Below are 19416 nucleotides of genomic sequence, written 5' to 3' on the forward strand. Positions count from 1 at the left end.
ATTTTTTTGAAAATATAAAGCATCAAAAAAGCTCAGGCTGCAAATCGGCCTGAGCTCTTTTGGTGTTTATTCAATTAAGCTTCCATCTTCTGTGCTGTGTAGAGGCGGTAGTAAAGGCCCCGTTGTGCGATAAGCTCATCATGTGAGCCGCTTTCCGCGATGCCTTTGTTAGATACGTACATAATACGATCGCAGTTTTTTACAGTGGAGAGGCGATGCGCGATAATGAACGAGGTGCGTCCCTTAAGCAGTTCATTTAGCCCTTTTTGCAATAAGCGCTCAGTCTTCGCATCAATGGAAGAAGTGGCTTCATCCAAGATGAGAATGCGCGGATCTGCCAAAAGTGTTCTTGCGAACGAAATGAGCTGCCGCTGTCCTTGAGACAGCTTGGAGCCACGTTCATTGACCTCTGTCATGTAGCCTTGATCGAATTCACGGATGAATTCGTCGGCGCAAACGGCCTTTGCAGCGGCGATTACTTCTTCTTCGGTTGCATCCAGTCGGCCGTACCGAATATTGTCCAGAATAGTACCGGAGAAGATGAAGCTATCCTGTAACATAATCCCCATCTGGCTGCGAAGAGATTTTAACGTCACCTGTGAGATATCCTGGCCGTCGATCAGAATCTGACCACTGGAAATGTTATAAAAGCGTGAGATCAGATTGACGACGGTTGTTTTGCCCGCACCTGTGGGTCCTACCAGCGCGATGCTTTCTCCCGCTTTGACCTTGAAGGAGATATTCTCCAGAATATTAAGCCCCGGGTCATAGGCGAAAGTTACATCGTCGAAGGTCACATGGCCCTGTACAGATGGCAGTGTTTTGGCATCCGGGATATCACTGACGGTAACCGGTTCATCCAGCGTTTCGAAGATACGCTCAAGATAGGCAACGGCGTTGATGAAGTTATTGTACAGGTTCGAAAGATTCAGAATCGGCTGCCAGAAGCGGGCAGCGTAGCTGCTCATCGCCAGAATGACACCGAGGGTCATGTCTTGAGGACTCAGTGTTAGTAGGCCTACAAGGAAAATCAATGATGTAACGATTGTAGACAAGTTGTCTACAGAGAACGGAATAAGTAAGTTGTAACGTTGAGCCTTCATCCATTCTTTACGGAAATTACCCGCGAGACGTGTGAAGATTCCTTCGTTACGTTGTTCCCGGGAGAACATTTGTGTCACACCAATACCGCTGATGCTCTCTTGCAGATAGGCGTTCAGGTTAGAGCTTTTGTTGGACACTGCTTGCCATGCCCGGCGTTGCCGGGTTTTGATCAGCAGCATGATGCCAAGGAAGACTGGCAGTCCGGCAAGGATGACAAATGAGAGTCGTACATCGACAGCGAACATGAAGGCTGCGATAAAGAGCAAATTCACGATTTCTAGAATAAAGTTGATAATCCCGTTGGACAGCACATCTGAAACGGCGTTGACGTAATTTACGACCCGGATAAGGATCTTGCCCTGTGGGCGGTCGTCATAATATTTGAAAGGCAATTCTTGCAGATGCTTAAACAAATCCGTTCGGATGTCAAAAATAATATCCTGCCCAACACTCGTCATGATGCGCGAGCGTATCGTAGCCAGATAAACGCTGACCACGATGGTCACAAGCATCAGTGCAGCCCAACCCAGCAGTGCAAGCTTCTCTTTTGCCGGAATGGTCACGTCGATGACATGTTGCATGATCAGCGGAGCCGACAGTGAAATGGCTGCTGAAAGTGCACTGAGCACGAACGCAACAATCATTGGCGTTTTCTTTCGTTTAATATATACCATCGCACGCCGGAAGTGTTTTATATTAAACGGCGATTCAAGATTTTCATCGACGTCAAATTTATTCCTTGCCACTTGCGGTCACCTGCCTTCCAATACCCTCGTTCTGCAGTTTAAACACTTCGTAATAGTAACCACGTTTCGCTAGCAGTTCAGTGTGAGTCCCTTCCTCAACTAGCTTCCCGCCATCCAGAATAAGAATACGGTCGGCTTGCGAGGTAGTAGATACACGCTGCGCAATAATAATTTTCGTACAAGGATAGTCCAGTTCACGTAGACTTTTTTGGATATGCTCCTCCGTCTCAAGGTCGACCGCAGAGGTCGTATCATCGAGAATCAGGATAGGACGGTGTACCGCCAAAGCACGCGCTAAGGCAATACGCTGCTTTTGCCCCCCCGATAGTCCGACTCCGCGTTCCCCGACAACGGTATCATAACCTTCAGGCATTTTGGTAATGAAGTCGTGTGCGGCTGCGAGCTCTGCATAACCCATTGCATCTTCTTCCGGAAGATCAGGATCGCCATAGGCGATGTTTCCATCAATGGTATCAGAGAACAAGAGTACATCTTGGGTCGCCATGCCGATATTTCCACGAAGTTCATCAAGCTCCAGCTGCCGAACATCAACACCGTCTACGAGTACGCGCCCTTCAGCTACATCGTAGAAGCGAGGGATGAGGTTGATGATTGTTGTTTTGCCTGATCCTGTCGCGCCCATGATTGCTACAGTTTCACCGGGTTCAACGGTAAAGCTAATATCGTCCAGCACGATAGCGCTATCATATTTGAAGCGGACATGATCGAATTCAATACGGCCTTCATAACGGCGTTTGTCAGTGACAGTATGCTCATTAACAATATTTGGCCGGGCATAATAGATATCTACGATTTTGGACAAGCTCGCAAAAAAGCGCTGAATGTCGTTGATAATGATACCGATGTTGCGCATAGGGTTCGATATAGCCCAAATAAGCGAAGAGAAGGCCATAAACTCACCGAAGGTGATCCGGCCGTTCATAAGGAACAAACCACCAACCAACATAAGGATTACGTTGAAGCCCTGAGCGAAGGATTCCAGATAAGGAAAATAATCAAGCCATACAAGGGCGGCCTTTTTGTTCGCTGTAGAATAGTTGACATTCTTCTCTGTGAATTTTTCGACCTCGAATTCCTCACGGGCAAAAGCCTTGACCACACGGTTGCCTGAGATATTCTCCTGTGTAGTCGTGTTAAGCTGGGACAGCCGTTCACGCAAGTCAATATACATAGGACGGACGCGTTTAGCGAATATGTAAGCCACGATAAAAATGGGCGGTGACAGGATAAGCATCCACAGCGTCAGTTCCGCATCTATGGTGAAAAAATAGATAACGGCGGCAAGGAAGATCGTTAGCGATTCAATGATCGTCTTAAAAATCCAGGCCATAGAGTGACGGACCATGTCCAGATCGCCTGTCATCTTGGTCATGAGATCGCCGGTACGATTATGATCGTAGTATTTTCTGTCCTGTCCCTGAATTTTGTTGTACAAATAAATGCGGACATTGTACATCATATTTTGCGAGGATATCTCGTACTGCATGGTCGTGAAATATGCGAGACCTGTGCGCAGTAGAGAAAATCCGATCATGCCCAGACAGAGCATAATCAATAATTGCCGTTCTTGTGTAAGATTCTGCAGGGCGTTGTCACCAGCTATAAACGTATCGACAATGCGCTGACTGATGTACGGATTCACGATTGTAAGACTTGAGCCCACCACCGAAAGGCAGAGTGCCAGAATATATCGCGTCCGGTTTCCCTCTAGGTTCTGCCATAGCCATTTCAGTTCGAACATCTGATCACCTGTTTCTGATTGTTCTTGTTCTTTCACTCTTGCCTGAAAAGAGTAAATAAAACAAAGTGATTATAACATTATCAAATGACTAAGTATCGTTTACGGTAAAATTTCCTTGTTACATTATTGTTACAAAAAAATGAACTTATTAATGATGTGAATTTCACCTTGTGTAATGAGGGTTTGCCATTCGGGCTTGGGCGTTCTAATTATGATAAACTGAGACAATGTAGAGTAATTAGACTTAGTTCGGATAGGGACAGGAGGAAGAGGAATGAGTTTTGTTGCTGTAAAAGGGGAGTACAAGCGTTACAAGATGGGCGAGAATGTAATTGTCGCGAATGACGGGATTGATTTTGAGATAAAAAAAGGTGAATTTGCCGTGATCGTCGGCCCAAGTGGTGCGGGTAAATCTACGGTGCTTAATATTCTGGGTGGAATGGATTCCGCCGATGAAGGTCAGGTCATTGTGGATGGCATTGATATCGCCAAGTTTAGTGCCAAGGAGCTGACAGGCTACCGCCGAAATGACGTAGGTTTTGTATTTCAGTTCTATAATCTAGTGCCTAATCTGACCACACTTGAAAATGTTGAGCTTGCTTCGCAGATTTCCCCGCGTGCATTAGATGCACGTAAGGTGCTGGAGGATGTGGGTCTGGGCGCGCGGTTAGATAATTTCCCTGCTCAGTTGTCCGGTGGTGAGCAACAACGTGTCGCTATCGCCAGAGCGTTGGCTAAACAACCGAAGTTGCTGCTCTGCGACGAGCCGACAGGGGCGCTTGATTATAACACAGGCAAGCAGGTGCTGAAGCTGCTGCAGGATACTTGTCGTAACACCGGGACAACGGTCATCGTAATTACACATAATCTGGCGATCGCTCCGATGGCTGACAGGGTTATAGAGATTAACAACGCTAAGGTACGGAAGATGGTGATCAATCCTTCGCCGGTATCCGTTGACGATATTGAATGGTAAGGAGAAGGCATCTATGAAAAAGCGAGCATTGTGGAAAGATATTTTTCGTGAAATTGGGCATACCAAAGCCCGGTTTATTTCGATTTTTGCAATTATTATGTTAGGCGTCAGCTTTTTTGCCGGAATCAAGGCCACTGGGCCAGATATGCTGAATACAGCTGGAACCTTTTACAAAGAGCAGCGCTTGATGGATCTGAAGGTGCAGACTAACTACGGCCTGACCGAAGACAACATCGGGTTACTCAGAAATGTACAGGGGATCGATGAGATTCAGCCGAGCTATAGTGCAGATGTATTCATAGGTGATAATGCCTTAATACTTAAAGTCAATTCTTACAACACGGATAAACCACTTAATCAATACCGTATAATTGAAGGCCATCTACCGGAGCATTCCGGTGAAATCGTGCTGGACGATAAGCTAGCGGAAGAATATGCGTTGGGTGACAAGGTATCTTTCAGTGGAAACGGTACGGATGCGGAGCTGTCGAACAGCTTCGAGACACTGGAGTATACCGTAGTTGGCTTTGTTAGAAGTCCACAGTTTATTGAGCAAAGTACCCGGGGCACCAGTGGGATCGGTAAAGGTACGGCGGATGCGTTCGCCGCGATCCCGGAGTCAGATTTCAAGCTTCCGGTGTATACGGAAGCCTTTCTGTCCTTTAAGGATACAGCCGGGGTGAAGGCTTATTCGCCGGAGTATGAAGATCTGATCGAACAGCATACCCATGCTGTAGAGCAGGCGATGTCTGGCGTGCCGGAAGCACGGCTTGCTGAGCTGCGGGCGGAAGGCGAGAAAGAGCTTTCTGGTGGCCGCGCAAAGGTGGCCGCCGCCGAGCAGCAGCTTGCGGATTTGCAGCGCCAGCCGGAGGAAGTGCAGCAGGAACAGGCTGCAAGTATGAAGGCAATTGCTGCCGGACTTGTTTCTGCCAAGGAGGAATTGGCGGCAGGGGAGCAAAAGCTTGCAGAGCTGGAGCAGCTTAAGGTCTACGTTACTGACCGAAGCGCTAATCCGGGATATGCCGAATATAAAGATAACGCTGATCGGTTGTCGGCGATTGCCAGTGCGTTTCCTGTGTTCTTTTTCCTGATTGCTGCGCTGGTCAGCTTGACGACCATGACACGGATGGTTGAGGAGCATCGCCTGCAGATCGGGACACTGAAAGCACTCGGTTATGGCAACCGCGACATTATGGCTAAATTCCTGGTCTACGGTACACTTGCCAGTCTGGCGGCTTCAATTGCGGGTCTTGCGGTTGGTTTTACCCTGTTTCCGGGTATTATCTACGATGCGTATAGTGCAATCTATAATTTACCGGATATCACGAAGAACTTCTATCTTTCGTATTCGATCATATCCGTTATCGTAGCGTTAATATGTACTACGTTGACGGCGTGGATTGCCTCACGGGTAGAACTGCGCAGCAATGCTTCCGTATTGATGCGTCCGAAGGCACCAAAGAGTGGCCAGCGTATTTTACTGGAGCGGATCACTTTTATATGGAAGAGATTGAGCTTTGTCCAAAAGGTTACCGCACGGAATCTATTCCGCTATAAGCAGCGGATGTTCATGACTGTATTCGGCGTGGCTGGCTGTACAGCGCTGATCCTGACGGGATTTGGTCTCAAGGATTCAATTGGCAGCATCGCCGGGTCGCAGTTCGGCACGATTATGAAATATGATGCACTTGTGGCGCTGCATGAAGATGTGTCTGCCGATGTGCTAAAAGCCTACGACCAACTAATCACTGGTGAATCTGCAGTAACTGGGACGCTGAGTGTGGCGCAAGAACGGATGACCGCACATGCTATTGGTGTAAATGACCAAGAGGTTCATCTGTTCGTTCCTACCTCTGTTAACTCTTTATCCGATTTCGTGGAGTTGCGTGATCGAAAAAGTGGAGAAGGGCGGATGCTTACGGATGATGGGGCTATTATCTCAGAGAAGCTGGCTAAGCTGTATGGGCTGGAGTCTGGTGATAAATTGACCGTGGTGGACAAAGATAATGAAACATTCGAGATTGAGGTCGCAGCGATTACAGAGAATTATGTAATGCACTATGTTTATATGACACCGGCATATTATGCTTCTGTGTTCGGAGAAAAACCGCTATTCAACACAGAACTGCTGAACTACACCGCACACGATAAAACATGGGAAGACAAATTTGGTGAGAAGCTGACGGCTAATGAGGGCGTCGCTGCCATCAGCTTTTCCAGCAGTGTAGGCTCCGCCTTCGATGAGACTATGAAGAGTATGGACGTTGTAACCTTGGTGCTCATTGTTTCAGCGGCGGCATTGGCTTTTGTCGTCCTCTACAATTTGACCAATATCAATGTGTCCGAGCGGATCCGGGAGCTGTCAACCATTAAGGTACTGGGCTTCTACGACAAGGAAGTAACCATGTATATTTACCGCGAAAATATGCTGCTTAGCCTACTCGGTATTGTGGCTGGATCGGGTCTCGGCATAGTGCTGCATAGCTTCGTCCTGAAGACGGCCGAGCTGGATGCGACGATGTTCGCTCCGATCATCAAGTGGCCAAGTTATATTTATGCGGCGCTCCTAACCCTATTGTTCTCCGGTATAGTCATGGCGTTCATGCATATTAAGCTCAAACGAATCCATATGATAGAGGCTTTGAAGTCGGTGGAATAGCATCTAAAAATGCCAGAGCTGCGGCTTTTTCTATGGAATAGCTTCACTGGAGTCCGAAACTATGCCTCAAAGGCGGTAAATGAGCAAATAGTGTCCTCTGGGTCCGTAAGCAACAGGGGATGGTTAGGAACCGACGCTATCGTTCGCTATCGTTCGCAATCGTTCGCAATCGATGCCATCCGATGATTTCTGACGATATTGTTTGCTATCTGAATCTATGCCTGACGCTATCGGACGCTATCGGACCCAGATGACCTTAAACGCCGGATTATCCGCCATTTGGGATGTTATCGGACTCCATAGCAGCTATTGGCATAAAAAACGCCAGAAATGCGGCTCTTTCTATAGAATAGCGACACTGGAGTCCGAAACTATGCCTCAAAGGGGGTAAATGAACAAATAGCGTCATCTGGGTCCGGAAGCAACAGGGGATGGTTAAGACCCGAAGATATCAGATGCCATCCGACGGTTTCTGACGATATTGTACGCTATCGGACCCAGATGGCCTTAAACGACGGATTATCCGTCATTTGGAATGTTATCGGACTTCACAGCAGCTATTAGCATAAAAAACGCCAGAAATGCGGCTCTTTCTATGTAATAGCGACACTGGAGTCCGAAACTATGCCTCAAAGGCAATAAATATGCCAATAGTGTCATCTGAGTCCGAAAGCAACAGAGAGCATTGATTTGGCGATGTGCACGAGGGTATATGCGTAGATTTAGAAGTAGTTGCAGAAGTAGAAGTAGAAGTAGAAGTAGAAGTAGAAGTAGAAGTAGAAGTAGAAGTAGAAGTAGAAGTAGAAGTAGAAGTAGAAGTAGAAGTAGAAGTAGAAGTAGAAGTAGAAGTAGAAGTAGAAGTAGAAGTAGAAGTAGAAGTAGAAGTAGAAGTAGAAGTAGAAGTAGAAGTAGAAGTAGAAGTAGAAGTAGAAGTAGAAGTAGAAGTAGAAGTAGAAGTAGAAGTAGAAGTAGAAGTAGAAGTAGAAGTAGAAGTAGAAGTAGAAGTAGAAGTAGAAGTAGAAGTAGAAGTAGAAGTAGAAGTAGAAGTAGAAGTAGAAGTAGAAGCAGAAGCAGAAGCAGAAGTAGAAGTAGGGGTAGAGCTAGAATTAGATGAAGATACAGCTGAACCGAATACTCGGAGCCGTTTCGCCTAGCTCCTCCTATCTACGCCTAGCTCCTCCTATCCGCTCCTAGCTTCGCCAACCTAAACTGCAGACAACTAAACAACAGAGCAGCGTTCTCAAACGAGAGAATCGCTGCTCTGTTGTCTTTTTACAATATTAAAATGCATTGAACTGTCTCCTGCATAGGAAAAAGCTACTTAAGCGACATGTGCAGGATAGGAAAAGGATTACCTTGTTCGTCGAGTGCTGAACGCTCAAAAACCTGAAATCCCATATGCTCATAGAAACCTAAAGCTTGGGGATTTTGCTCATTCACATCCACGAGGTGTACGGCGAGTTTCTGCATGACATAAGCTACTAGCGCTTTTCCAACCCCTTTTCCCATTGCAGCAGGTTCTACGAACAGCATTTCAATCTTTTTATTCTGAACCCCTATGAAGCCAAGCAACTGTTCCTCATCATCTGTAAAAGCAAACAAATCGCTTATGCCCTCAAGCGCCTGCGTGACCAGCGGCCGCAAAGCATCGATCTCCTGCTCGGATAGAAAAAGATGAGTATGCCGCACGGATGATTCCCAAATGTTCAGTAGACGGTTTAACAATTCTTCATTTCTTGTTGTTAAGATTTTTATTGAGTCCATATCTTTCCCTCACGATTCAACCTAATTCGAAGAAGAAGCTGCAGCCGCAGCTGATGCAGCCGCTGCCCCGGCAAGAGCAGCCTGTTGCGCAATTACAATATTGGTAATGTTGGTAGAAAGCATCGAAGTTAATACGCCGTTTTGCACATCCTCCACAGATCTGAAGGCTACCAGTGCAGAAGACAAGAGCAGTAATTCCTGCTTGCCAATAGACCAGTTCCCGAAGCCCTTTTTTGTACGCAAAAATTCGTAAGTCTCCGAGACATCAGTAACGATGTCCTCCTTGTTGCAAGGGAGCAGGGATAACACGCCCAGTGAGGAGAGGGTATATTCCTTGTCTAGCCGGATACCCTGTGCACGAAATGCATCTCTTAATGCCAATACACGGTCCGCTGCTTGAGGGGCTTCTTCCCCAAGAACCAATACCTGGGTCAGGGCTTGCACACTGTTGCCTGACATAAACTCGGGCTTAAGCGTTACATAGAGCTGCTCCATGCGGTCCACGCCACTCTCAACATCGATATCGGAAAGACCAAGCATCGCGGAGAAGATATAATCGTCCTGTCCGGTAAGGAAACGATGTTTTGCCTTCATACTATCGTAAAATAGCTTTGCCCGTTCTACCGTACGCTGATATTGATCCGATGTTGCATTAGCAGCGATTTGATAGGCAGCAACGACGAGATAATCAGAGGCTCTGAATTTGGCTTCCTTCATTAAATCATACACGGCAAGTGTGTTTGCAAGCAGAGTTTCCTTCTCGCCAGAAAGAGAGAGCAGGGCAGCGATGCTGATCACCGAAGTCCCTCTAAATTGAGAGAAAATCCCGGTACTCTCCTTAATTAGCTCATAGCTGGCACGGATGGCTTCGTCATCTGCAACTTTGTCTTCTACAGCATACAATAGTGCCGCTAACCGATTAACCATTGCATTTTGCCATGAGAAAGCTTTTTTGATCCTCTGAGCGTTGTCTGCGAACAATTCAAGCCTAGCTGGATATTGCTCCTTCATTGGATACACCTCTTATCTCTACTTTTAATTCATAACATTACGAAAATCCTGTGTTGTAGATTCATTTTACTATAAAAAATAAATCGGATGCCCACGAAAGCGGCTTACTAATAGGCTAGAGGTTGTTCAGGTGACCCAATGATTGAGTTTACTATGAGGATGTTATAATAATTATAAGATGGATCGGCAGGGGTTTAAATGACAACAAAGGAGAAGAGCGACGATGACTGAGAGAATACCTGAAATCGTATTGAACGATGGAGTGAAGGTGCCTGCGATTGGTTTTGGTACCTACGCGTTAAACGGAACTGAGGGAGCACAAAACATCACTAAGGCGATTGATGTTGGCTATCGTCTGATCGACACTGCGTTTAATTATGAGAACGAAGGTGCTGTGGGCCAGGCTGTTCGGCAAAGTTCTGTGCCTAGGGAAGAGCTACTCATTACTTCCAAACTGCCAGGACGCCATCACTCTTATAAAGAAGCGTTGTCTACTATACAGGAGTCTTTATTCAGAGCGGGATTGGATTACTATGATTTCTATCTCATCCACTGGCCTAACCCTAGAGTGAATTTATATGTTGAGGCCTGGCAGGCGATGATCGAGGCACGTAAGCAAGGTTTGATTCGCTCCATCGGTGTATGTAACTTTTTGCCGGAGCATATTGAACGTTTGATACAAGAAACTGGTGTAGCGCCGAGTATGAATCAGATTGAGCTGCATCCTCATTTTAATCAGGAAGAGCAACGTGCATGGAACAAAGAGCATGGGGGAGTGATTGAATCGTGGAGTCCATTGGGACGGGCTAGCAGTGTACTGGAAAATGAGGAAATAGCGGAAATAGGCAAGGTTCATAATAAATCGATATCTCAGGTTATCTTACGTTGGCATATACAGCTTGGGGCTATTCCCATTCCAAAGGCTTCTTCTCTAGAGCATCAGCGTGATAATCTGAATATTTTTGATTTTGAATTATCGGAAGCGGAGATGACCGTTATTTCCGCATTAACCTCGCCAACAGGTCGCATAGCTAATCAAGATCCCGCATCGTATGAAGAATTTTAATAAATTTAACTAAAACACGCCATTTATTGGCGTGTTTTTTTATATTAGGCTCTTACTAGCGCTTTGGCATACTGTTTGCCAGACGAGAGTAGGTTGTCGCTCAGTTCAGGATCTTTAACCGTCCGTGCAAGAACAAGGGATCCAACCATAGTACTGAACAGTGCACTACCTTTGGACGCGTCAATTCCCGCCAGATTAGAGATAAAAGCAATCATCCGTTCCAGTTCCTGCGTGAATACCTGCCGAACTTCTTCTGAGGAACGGGATATTTCGCTAGAAAGGGCAGGAATAATGCAGCCCATCTCCATTTTGTCGCGGTGATACGGACTTAAATAATAATCAATGACAGCATTGATTTTGGGGTTCTGCTCTTCCTGGTCAGCGACCTTCTGCAGAAGGGCGATGGTATCGCTGATGGCATACCGGCAGGCTTCCGCGACAAGCTGTTCTTTGTTGTCAAAATGGGAATAAAACCCGCCATGAGTTAATCCGGCCCCCTTCATAATGAACGGAACGCTTACATCGTGAATACCGTTGGTGCGAAAAGCCTGAGCAGCACTTTCAACGATTTTATTTCGAACTTTTATTTTATGACCTTTGGGATACGGCATTGTAATCACTCCACAGCTTCATAGTTCTACTTTTAAAATATTATAGGCGTCATAATAAAGCCTGTCAATTTAGCGATTCTGAGAAAGTTAGCTTGTGAAAGGTGAGGCAAGGTTATTGACTGTTTTAAAATATGATGGTAATAATATATTACGATCATCATATTTTAAAAAAGTTCAACAGGAGGTATCAGGAGATGAGTAAGCTTGAAGCCGTAGAAACATTGGTCATTGGATCAGGTCCGGGAGGTTATGTGGCGGCGCTGCGATCTGCACAGCTTGGGATGAAAACAGCGATTGTTGAACGCAACCAGCTTGGCGGAGTCTGCACGCATGTTGGATGTATCCCATCCAAAGCATTAATTGCTGAATCACATCGCTATGATTTGCTCAGTCCTTTTAATTTTGCAGATGCGTCAGCATCTTTTAAAAATGCTCAGGATTTTAAACAAGGAGTTGTGAATAAGCAGGCAGGTGGAGTCAGTTATTTATTAAAGACTGCTGGGGTGAGCATTTTCGAAGGAGAGGCTAGCTTGGTTGATGAACATACAGTTATCATCAGTCAGTCTGGACAGGAGCAAACCTTATCCTTTAAAAACGCTATCCTGGCTACAGGATCTCGTCCGATTGAGCTGCCAGCCTTTCCTGTTGGCGGACGTATTTTGTCTTCCACAGAAGCGCTGTCGCTCCCTGAGATTCCAACTAGCCTAGTAGTTATAGGTGGGGGCTATATTGGTGTCGAGCTGGGGCAGATGTATGCCAAATTCGGAACAAAGGTAACGATTCTGGAAGGGGGAGAACAAGTGCTGCCTGGATTTGAGGCGGAGCTTGTGAGCCCTGTTGGAAAGCAGCTGAAAGCCGATGGCATGAAGATTATTACCGGAGCGACAGCTGTGAACGTAGTGGAGAGTGCAGATACCATTACACTGCATTATTTAAAAAATCAGGAACAGCAGCATGTTACAGCGGAATATGTGTTAGTTACTGTGGGCAGAAAACCAAATACAGACGGCAATTTAGGACTAGATCGCATAGGCTTGCCAGTGACGAATAAGGGATTGATTGCGACGGACGAACAGTGCAGAACGGCTATCCCGCATATTTTTGCAATTGGAGATATTACGGCAGGCCCGACTCTCGCTCATAAGGCATCGTACGAAGCAAAGATTGCGGCAGAGGCCATTGCAGGTCTCTCCTCCGAAGTTGATTATCGAGCCATCCCGCTCGTTGTTTTTTCGCACCCAGAGCTGGCCAGTGTCGGCTTAAGTGAAACAGAAGCAAAGGCAAAAGGCATTTCGCTGGTTATTGGCAAATCCTCCTTTGGGATTAACGGGAGAGCCTTGGCCTTGAGGGAGACGGAAGGTTTCGTCAAGCTTGTAGCGGACCTAAATTCAGGAGTCGTAGTGGGTGCACAAATCGTTGGAGTAGAGGCATCCACACTCGTGTCGGAGCTTGCTCTTGCTATTGAGATGGGAGCCACCGTGGAGGACTTGGCGATGACCATTCACCCTCATCCCACTTTGGGAGAAGTAATTATGGAGGCTGCTGAAAATGCAGTTAAAAAAATGGTGATGAAAGAGAGTGGAAAATGAAGATAAAAGCAGGGCTATATATAGGAATTGCGATTGTGCTGATTGTTGGAGGGGCGCTTCTTGCTGTAAAAGGAAAGGATGCAGTCAGTCAGGCTGAGAGCAGGAAACAAGGGATTCTGGATGCGGAGCAAAAGACAATATTTTATCAGAATAGTCCAGGATCAATTGTCGAGGTCGGTGTGGCTGCAGGTGATTCTATAAAACAGGGAGAGGTGCTGTTTAAGGTTAAATCTGCTGAAGGAGAAACAGATGTAGTTGCGCCGGAGGACGGATCAGTCAACAAGATTATTGTAAAGCCGGGGGATCTAGTCCAGCTAGGAATGCCAATGGCGGTTTTGCAAAAAAACAGCTTTTATACAGATCTCTACATACAAGAAAGTGAAATCCAAAAGCTAGAGGTGAATCAAAGTATTGGCGTTCATTTTCCATATTTGGAGCACCCAACGGAGGTGACAGGTGTAATTACATCTATCGCAGCCGCGTCTCAATTTGCGAGCTTACGTATGTCACGTGAAAAAGGGCAAGCCGATTTAAGCATGTTTCTTGTCCGTGTAACTATGGATGGGAATGCTGATTTGCTTCCGGGGATGACAGCGGAGGTGAAGCTCGATGAAGTCACTGATTGACGAATGGAAGTACGTGGCGGGTAGTAAGTATTTACGCCTGATTTTTATAGGTCCGCTTATTGCGGCCCTGTTTTTTGGCTTAATGTTCTCGAAGAACCAAATCAGCGAATCGCATGTTATTGTCATTGATGAGGATCACAGTTCGTATTCGCGACAGCTGATCTCAAAGATAAATGCCTCTCCATATATGAACGTAACAAATGTGTACTCCAACCGCCTGAACCCAGAGACGTTACTGGCAAATGAGCAGGCTGTAGCGGTCATCATGCTTCCCAAAGAGTTGGGGCAACATCAGCAGCAGGGGATATCAACAAATATTGGCATCTTAATGGATAATACAATGCCATCAGGGTTAACCAGTATCCGGACTGCGATTCAGGAAGTGATCCAGACGGAAAATGTGACTCTTTCTATGACCCGGCTCCTCCAAAAGGGGATGGATGCCGAAACCTCTAAAGGGCTTGCTTCTCCGTTATCTCTCCAGCAGCGGATGTTATTTAACCCGACCACAAGTTATGTGGGTTTTATGGTCGTTGGATTTGTGAATATTGTGGTGCTGATGATTACAACAAGCGCAGCGGGTTCAATTGTCCCTCGGTTGCGACAGGAGGGGAAACTCTTTGCAAACGGGAAGTCTCCTTGGCAGATTTGGGTTCGCAGTGTACCTTACGCTGTTTTGACCACTATTTCGCTGCTCCTATGTTACGGCTTATTAAAGCAGGTGGGGGGAATGCGCTTTGAAGCGGAGCCTTATCTGTTTATTATTCCGCTGTTTGTATATGCCTTTGCCTTGTCGCTTATGGGCCTGTTGATTGGTTATACTGCCAAAGACGTATCCAAAGTTAATTTACGAACCAATTTCGTGTTGTATCCGTCGTTTCTTGCTACTGGAATCCAGCTGAGTCCACTTGCCTTTCCAGAGTTCTTTCAAATTTCCGCATGGGTATTACCTATGAACTGGCTTAATCGCCTCATACGTGGAATGGCTTTTCGGGATGGGGCGCTAACAGCCTACAGTCAGGAGCTGGGGGCGCTGCTGATTATTATCGGCGTTGTATCCTTATTCATTGGATTGCTGGTGCTTAGGGAGATGAAGAAACCAGAGATTCAGTTCTCAGAATCAGTCAGCGCTTGAGTAATTTGATCTAGTCTAGTTTAGTCCAGTCGTGCAAACCGTTGTTCTGTTTTATCAAGATGTTTCACCCGCTCTTCTAAGCTGCGATCTGACATCCCGGCATAATTATACCAACGAAGATTCTTACGTATTCTCATTTTGCGAAAGGTGCCTCTGAATAGAATTTTGGTGATGGGGTTGCCAAAAATCCAGCGATAAAAGAAGTCGGGCGTGTTCATTACGGTCAGCAGGGACACTCCTTTAATATTCGGGAGCAAGCATTTGAAGGGCCGCCCAGGTTTAGTTTCTTCGTAGACAATGCCTTTTGCGAATACCTTATCAAGAAAACCTTTGGTAAGAGCGGGCATGGCTTCCCACCATATAGGGAAAATGAAGACAATATGATCCGCTGCTATAAGACGCTGCTGATAATTGGCGACTAGCGGGTCGGGGGTTCTCTTTTGCCGCCAAGCAGTGAGTTCTTTGTGCGACATGACGGGATCAAATCCATCGGCATGCAGATCGTATTCGCACGGAGTTTCTCCCCGATAATAAAAAAGAAGTGCTTTTTCTTACAACACCTCTAGGGAAAGAAATATTCGATTTGCATTTAGCCCTACATAAGCAGATGAATAAAGGGATAAACCGGTTTCTACAGAGATATAACCCAGATGAATTGTTATTTATAATCCAAGCCTTCGAGGATACTTTGGAAGCGTCATGGGTTCATTCGGAATCGGTTGCTGAAAAAGAACCATTAACTGCCGGAGCATCTCTTGAGCCAGTGGAAAACGATGAAATGAGTCAAATCGTAGACATGCTTAACCAACTGGATACGCGCAACCTCAAAAAGGCTAAGGCAGTTCTCCAAGCTATGTTTTTCACCCCTTTTGCTTAGCTTTATATTTTTTGATAGTGATTTACGAGTTGCTCTAATTTATCTTTGATTATTTGTTTTAAGGCTTCAGGTTTCACGGATGTAACAGCATGACCATATCGCATAAAATAATTAGCCAAGAAATCCTCTTCACCTGGATTATAGAATCCCTTAATGACTGTTTTCGGACCAACTTCTATTTTCATAGAAGGATAATGCTCTTTATAAAAAATATCCTTTGCTTGTTCCGCAATCTCAACTTCAAAGTCAATACTTTTCGCAGACTGATAGATTTCTAATGAACGACTAAGAAGTTCTTCTATAGAATAACGAGCTTTGCTTTCCTCTTCTTCAATGAAGGTTATTCGATCACATCTAAAAACTCTATATGTATTCGTCGTAAGCTCTATTCCAGTGGCATACCATTGACCAAACTTAGCGGAAATCCTAAAGAATTGAACAGGGTAGCTTTTTGTTTGGTTTTCTTTTGTATATGCAATGTTACAGGCACTCTCATTTAGAATACTTGCTAGGATTTTATCTAAAAAACGGCTGACATGCTTATGCTGATACATTTCGAATTGCAGGACCTTTTTCATTTTGTGAATTTGGTTGATTTGTGTACTCGAAAGACAGTGCTCGAACTTTTCGTTTAGCTTGTTAACACTCAGATGAAAGGGTGTAGATTGATAAGATTCTAACGTCAGCATGGCAAAATACAGCGCATAGACTTCATCTATCGTGAAAATAATAGGGGATAACAATCTGTTTTTTAGAATACCATAACGTCCGTGTCTTCCATGTTCTGCGAAAATAGGCATACCTAATTGTTCTAATGAACTAATATCGCGTAGAGCTGTGCTTTTTGAAATAGCGTATTTATCCATGAGATCACTTAAATTAAAGAATTCTCGACTGTTTAAGTACCTCATCATGTCATTTAATCGTTCTGATTTTTTCATATATAAAACTCCTTATAAAGGTGTCATGTTTTGATACCTTTATATAGGATAATAAGTTTAAGGCCAGATATCAAATATATAAAAGGAGAGATTTATACTATGAGTACAACACTAGAAGTAGCTATTTTTTTATCGATGAATGGAAGAGCTAAGGAAGCTATAGAATTTTACAAAGAACATTTTAACGCAGAGGAATTGCTACGTGTCACCTATCAACAACTAGCAGAGCGTGACAGCTCCATACAGCTTACGGATGAAAATAAGGATTATATTACTCACTCTGTCCTGTTAATCGGAAAAACAAAAATAATGATAGCAGAAGATACAATGAATACGAATGAGAAATATACAGTGGGCAATAACACTTCATTATGTATTCAAAGTGCTGACTTAGAGGGGATTGAAGGTTTTTATAAAAGCTTAATCACAGACGAGCGCGTGAAAATTATTGCTCCTTTATCTAGCAATGTGTTTAGCAAAGCCTACGGTATCATTGAAGATCCCTTTGGTATTCAAATCCAACTCATGTTTGATGAAAGATTACATTAAAAAAGCTTCCTGCTTCTAAAACAAACTAAGTTTAATATTCAGCCGACTAAATTTCAGGTGTATTGTCCTGAGTTTGGCCGGCTTTTTTCTTGAGAGACGGGTTGTTCCAACCAAACGATAGAACGCAGATCGCGAGACTGTGCAGATTGTGCTTTTTACGTTCATTTCAAAATTAAGGCGGCACAGCAAATTACCGATAAATATAATAGCTAATGATTATATCTAATGGAGGAAAGACGGATGAAGAGGATTTTTAGTATATTGCTGATGTTATTACTGGTTACACCAGCACTCGGCACTACAACCTTTGCGAGCAATACGGTGAAGGCTAAGGTAACCGAGAGCAGTACATATTTTGATGGAGAACAGCGGAACCTGAATGGGTTCAACATATCGAATAACAATTATTTCAGACTACGCGATTTGGCAGAGTATTTCTCGGGAACGAGCAGCCAGTTTGATATCACTTGGAATAAAGCGAACAATGCGATTGAGATCATAACTGGACAAGCTTATACGCCCGAAAAGAAAACAACAAGTAACTATTATAGCCGCCATAAAAATTATGCTGCTACGCTTTCAAGCTCTAAGGTGCTAGTCAACGGACAGTTACAGTCTATTACGGCGTACAATATTGATGATAACAATTATTTTCAGTTGAGAGATTTGGCGGGTAAAATCCCGTTCGATATTGAATTTGACGTTCAGTCTGACCGCATATCGTTATTTTCCACAATCCCAGATCATGCTTACCGGGTAAAGACGGCGGCTGTAGCTGAGAGTAACGGGGAATCTTCTTATTTTCCTAGATGGAAAAGTACGGCCTCTTCTTATCTTGTGAATAATAAGGATGGGACTGTAAGTGTTATTGAGGCGAACAAAGAGTTTACGATTGAAACGTACAATGAGAAGTACGAACTAACAGGCAATAAGAGCATTCCTTTTGAGCTTCCGGTGTTTGGTGGATTCTTTAGTGGGGAGCAGTATAACTATATTGCTTTTGGCCAAGAGAACCGCGAAGAGAATGATAGCAAGGAAGTCATTCGTATTGTCCGTTATGATAAAAGCTTCAATAGAGTAGACAGTGTCTCCATAAAGGGTGGGGAGAGCTATACCGTTAGCCCTTTTGATTCAGGCTCCGGCAGGATGGCTGAAGCTGGAGATACGCTTGTATTTCACACTTCACGTACAAGATACACGACAGAAGATAAATTAAATCATCAATCCCAGCTTACCATTATTGTAAATACTAAAACCATGACCGTGACCAATGATCTGGGAAGATTCCAGAAGAATCATGTCAGTCACTCTTTTGACCAATATGTATTGTTTGATGGTACTGCGCATGTTCTAGTCGATCATGGCGACGCTTATCCCCGTTCGATTGTTCTGAATAAAGGAGACGGAGCCAGTTATAAAGAAGTGGATTTATTTAATATTCCCGGCAAAATCGGAGCGAACGCGACGGGTGTTTCTATAGGCGGATTTGAGATGTCCCCGGCGAACTATATAGTCGCTATGAATTCGGTAGATCATTCCCTAGTCAAAGAGTATACATCTTTTGAGATGGTGGGTTTAGAAACGGACCAAAGGGATGTCATGCTTAGTGTGTTGCCCAAGTCCAACCTGAGCAGTAATTCGGTGAATCACATTACCTTGGCTAAATATGTAGGCACGAACCTGATCGCGTCCATCCCTAAGCTAGTAAAAATCACAGACGACAAAATGATGGTGCTGTGGCAGGAGTTTGATAAAGAGAATCATCCGGGTGATCTGAAATATGTTCTTATAGATGGAGCGGGAAAAGCTACTAGCGACATCCAAACGATCAAGCATTTTGCCTTATCAGAGTGCAGTCCTATTATTAGTGGAGACAAAATCATTTGGTATACGAACAATAAAGGATCCAGAGTGTTCTATTCGATCCCGTTAAATTAACGGATTCAATTAACAACAAAGTGGGTAAATTAGACTATAAGCTATAAATAGGACCTTCTAAA

General features: G+C 44.7%; 17 protein-coding genes. 10 read left to right on the forward strand and 7 right to left on the reverse strand.

Annotated features, from left to right (window positions below):
• Positions 1-74 precede the first annotated feature (74 nt).
• Entirely contained in the window at positions 75-1850 is a 1776-nt protein-coding gene (locus MHH89_RS25840) for an ABC transporter ATP-binding protein (RefSeq protein ID WP_036684845.1), read from the reverse strand.
• Positions 1837-3612: an ABC transporter ATP-binding protein gene (locus tag MHH89_RS25845; RefSeq protein ID WP_076098706.1), complete on the reverse strand. Its 1776-nt coding sequence runs from the start codon at positions 3610-3612 to the stop codon at positions 1837-1839. The genes MHH89_RS25840 and MHH89_RS25845 overlap by 14 nt, the downstream gene beginning before the upstream one ends.
• Positions 3613-3886: 274 nt before the next feature.
• On the opposite strand from MHH89_RS25845, the gene MHH89_RS25850 reads away from it, so the two are divergent.
• The 3 genes from MHH89_RS25850 (at position 3887) to MHH89_RS25860 (ending at position 8401) form a co-directional block, all read left to right on the forward strand.
• Positions 3887-4588, forward strand: coding sequence for an ABC transporter ATP-binding protein (locus MHH89_RS25850; protein ID WP_036684849.1), 702 nt, complete (start codon positions 3887-3889; stop codon positions 4586-4588).
• 13 nt (positions 4589-4601) lie between these two features.
• Positions 4602-7247: an FtsX-like permease family protein gene (locus tag MHH89_RS25855; RefSeq protein ID WP_341088490.1), complete on the forward strand. Its 2646-nt coding sequence runs from the start codon at positions 4602-4604 to the stop codon at positions 7245-7247.
• A 698-nt stretch (positions 7248-7945) separates the two neighbouring features.
• Entirely contained in the window at positions 7946-8401 is a 456-nt protein-coding gene (locus MHH89_RS25860; RefSeq protein WP_341088491.1) for a hypothetical protein, read from the forward strand.
• Positions 8402-8564: 163 nt separating this feature from the next.
• Here MHH89_RS25860 and MHH89_RS25865 read toward each other — a convergent pair whose 3' ends face one another.
• Positions 8565-9011, reverse strand: coding sequence for a GNAT family N-acetyltransferase (locus MHH89_RS25865; protein ID WP_341088493.1), 447 nt, complete (start codon positions 9009-9011; stop codon positions 8565-8567).
• 21 nt (positions 9012-9032) lie between these two features.
• Entirely contained in the window at positions 9033-10022 is a 990-nt protein-coding gene (locus MHH89_RS25870; protein ID WP_076220581.1) for a DUF4003 family protein, read from the reverse strand.
• Between the two features lie 223 nt (positions 10023-10245).
• On the opposite strand from MHH89_RS25870, the gene MHH89_RS25875 reads away from it, so the two are divergent.
• A complete protein-coding gene (locus tag MHH89_RS25875; RefSeq protein WP_341088494.1) occupies positions 10246-11088 on the forward strand; it encodes an aldo/keto reductase in 843 nt (280 codons plus the stop codon).
• 44 nt (positions 11089-11132) lie between these two features.
• On the opposite strand, the gene MHH89_RS25880 is transcribed toward MHH89_RS25875, so the two are convergent.
• On the reverse strand, positions 11133-11699 hold the full coding sequence (locus tag MHH89_RS25880; protein ID WP_076128582.1) for a TetR/AcrR family transcriptional regulator: 567 nt from the start codon (positions 11697-11699) through the stop codon (positions 11133-11135).
• Positions 11700-11893: 194 nt separating this feature from the next.
• Between MHH89_RS25880 and lpdA the strand changes: the two genes are divergently transcribed.
• Genes lpdA through MHH89_RS25895 form a run of 3 tightly spaced genes read left to right on the forward strand, consistent with a single transcriptional unit; the run spans position 11894 to position 15049 of the window.
• Positions 11894-13288: a dihydrolipoyl dehydrogenase gene (gene lpdA, locus MHH89_RS25885; protein WP_341088495.1), complete on the forward strand. Its 1395-nt coding sequence runs from the start codon at positions 11894-11896 to the stop codon at positions 13286-13288.
• Complete coding sequence (locus MHH89_RS25890; protein WP_341088498.1) at positions 13285-13914, forward strand: HlyD family efflux transporter periplasmic adaptor subunit; 630 nt, start codon at positions 13285-13287, stop codon at positions 13912-13914. The genes lpdA and MHH89_RS25890 overlap by 4 nt, the downstream gene beginning before the upstream one ends.
• A complete protein-coding gene (locus tag MHH89_RS25895; RefSeq protein WP_341088500.1) occupies positions 13898-15049 on the forward strand; it encodes an ABC transporter permease in 1152 nt (383 codons plus the stop codon). The genes MHH89_RS25890 and MHH89_RS25895 overlap by 17 nt, the downstream gene beginning before the upstream one ends.
• Before the next feature lie 20 nt (positions 15050-15069).
• Here the strand turns inward: MHH89_RS25895 and MHH89_RS25900 are convergent, their stop codons facing one another.
• Positions 15070-15522 carry an NAD(P)H-dependent oxidoreductase gene (locus MHH89_RS25900; RefSeq protein WP_445254887.1) on the reverse strand — a complete coding sequence of 151 codons (453 nt, stop codon included), beginning with the start codon at positions 15520-15522 and terminating at the stop codon, positions 15070-15072.
• 110 nt (positions 15523-15632) lie between these two features.
• Here MHH89_RS25900 and MHH89_RS25905 point away from each other — a divergent pair, with 110 nt between their 5' ends.
• Positions 15633-15926 carry a hypothetical protein gene (locus MHH89_RS25905; protein WP_143763932.1) on the forward strand — a complete coding sequence of 98 codons (294 nt, stop codon included), beginning with the start codon at positions 15633-15635 and terminating at the stop codon, positions 15924-15926.
• A 2-nt stretch (positions 15927-15928) separates the two neighbouring features.
• Here the strand turns inward: MHH89_RS25905 and MHH89_RS25910 are convergent, their stop codons facing one another.
• Entirely contained in the window at positions 15929-16867 is a 939-nt protein-coding gene (locus MHH89_RS25910) for a helix-turn-helix transcriptional regulator (protein ID WP_076220760.1), read from the reverse strand.
• Positions 16868-16966: 99 nt separating this feature from the next.
• On the opposite strand from MHH89_RS25910, the gene MHH89_RS25915 reads away from it, so the two are divergent.
• Positions 16967-17416: a VOC family protein gene (locus tag MHH89_RS25915; protein ID WP_076128596.1), complete on the forward strand. Its 450-nt coding sequence runs from the start codon at positions 16967-16969 to the stop codon at positions 17414-17416.
• A 240-nt stretch (positions 17417-17656) separates the two neighbouring features.
• Positions 17657-19354 (forward strand): hypothetical protein, encoded by a 1698-nt coding sequence (locus MHH89_RS25920; protein ID WP_341088503.1) that lies wholly within the window; start codon positions 17657-17659, stop codon positions 19352-19354.
• Positions 19355-19416 lie beyond the last annotated feature (62 nt).

Origin of the sequence: Paenibacillus sp. FSL H7-0323 (assembly GCF_038002725.1) — a bacterium.
Taxonomy (GTDB): domain Bacteria; phylum Bacillota; class Bacilli; order Paenibacillales; family Paenibacillaceae; genus Paenibacillus_AQ; species Paenibacillus_AQ odorifer.

Bases quoted from the DNA above. Each gene is read 5' to 3' on its own strand.
- lpdA (WP_341088495.1), top strand. From the start codon at position 11,894: ATGAGTAAGCTTGAAGCCGTAGAAACATTGGTCATTGGATCAGGTCCG.
- MHH89_RS25850 (WP_036684849.1), top strand. From the start codon at position 3,887: ATGAGTTTTGTTGCTGTAAAAGGGGAGTACAAGCGTTACAAGATGGGC.
- MHH89_RS25920 (WP_341088503.1), top strand. From the start codon at position 17,657: ATGAAGAGGATTTTTAGTATATTGCTGATGTTATTACTGGTTACACCA.
- MHH89_RS25890 (WP_341088498.1), top strand. From the start codon at position 13,285: ATGAAGATAAAAGCAGGGCTATATATAGGAATTGCGATTGTGCTGATT.
- MHH89_RS25870 (WP_076220581.1), bottom strand. From the start codon at position 10,022: ATGAAGGAGCAATATCCAGCTAGGCTTGAATTGTTCGCAGACAACGCT.
- MHH89_RS25845 (WP_076098706.1), bottom strand. From the start codon at position 3,612: ATGTTCGAACTGAAATGGCTATGGCAGAACCTAGAGGGAAACCGGACG.
- MHH89_RS25875 (WP_341088494.1), top strand. From the start codon at position 10,246: ATGACTGAGAGAATACCTGAAATCGTATTGAACGATGGAGTGAAGGTG.
- MHH89_RS25910 (WP_076220760.1), bottom strand. From the start codon at position 16,867: ATGAAAAAATCAGAACGATTAAATGACATGATGAGGTACTTAAACAGT.
- MHH89_RS25900 (WP_445254887.1), bottom strand. From the start codon at position 15,522: ATGTCGCACAAAGAACTCACTGCTTGGCGGCAAAAGAGAACCCCCGAC.
- MHH89_RS25855 (WP_341088490.1), top strand. From the start codon at position 4,602: ATGAAAAAGCGAGCATTGTGGAAAGATATTTTTCGTGAAATTGGGCAT.
- MHH89_RS25880 (WP_076128582.1), bottom strand. From the start codon at position 11,699: ATGCCGTATCCCAAAGGTCATAAAATAAAAGTTCGAAATAAAATCGTT.
- MHH89_RS25865 (WP_341088493.1), bottom strand. From the start codon at position 9,011: ATGGACTCAATAAAAATCTTAACAACAAGAAATGAAGAATTGTTAAAC.
- MHH89_RS25895 (WP_341088500.1), top strand. From the start codon at position 13,898: ATGAAGTCACTGATTGACGAATGGAAGTACGTGGCGGGTAGTAAGTAT.
- MHH89_RS25915 (WP_076128596.1), top strand. From the start codon at position 16,967: ATGAGTACAACACTAGAAGTAGCTATTTTTTTATCGATGAATGGAAGA.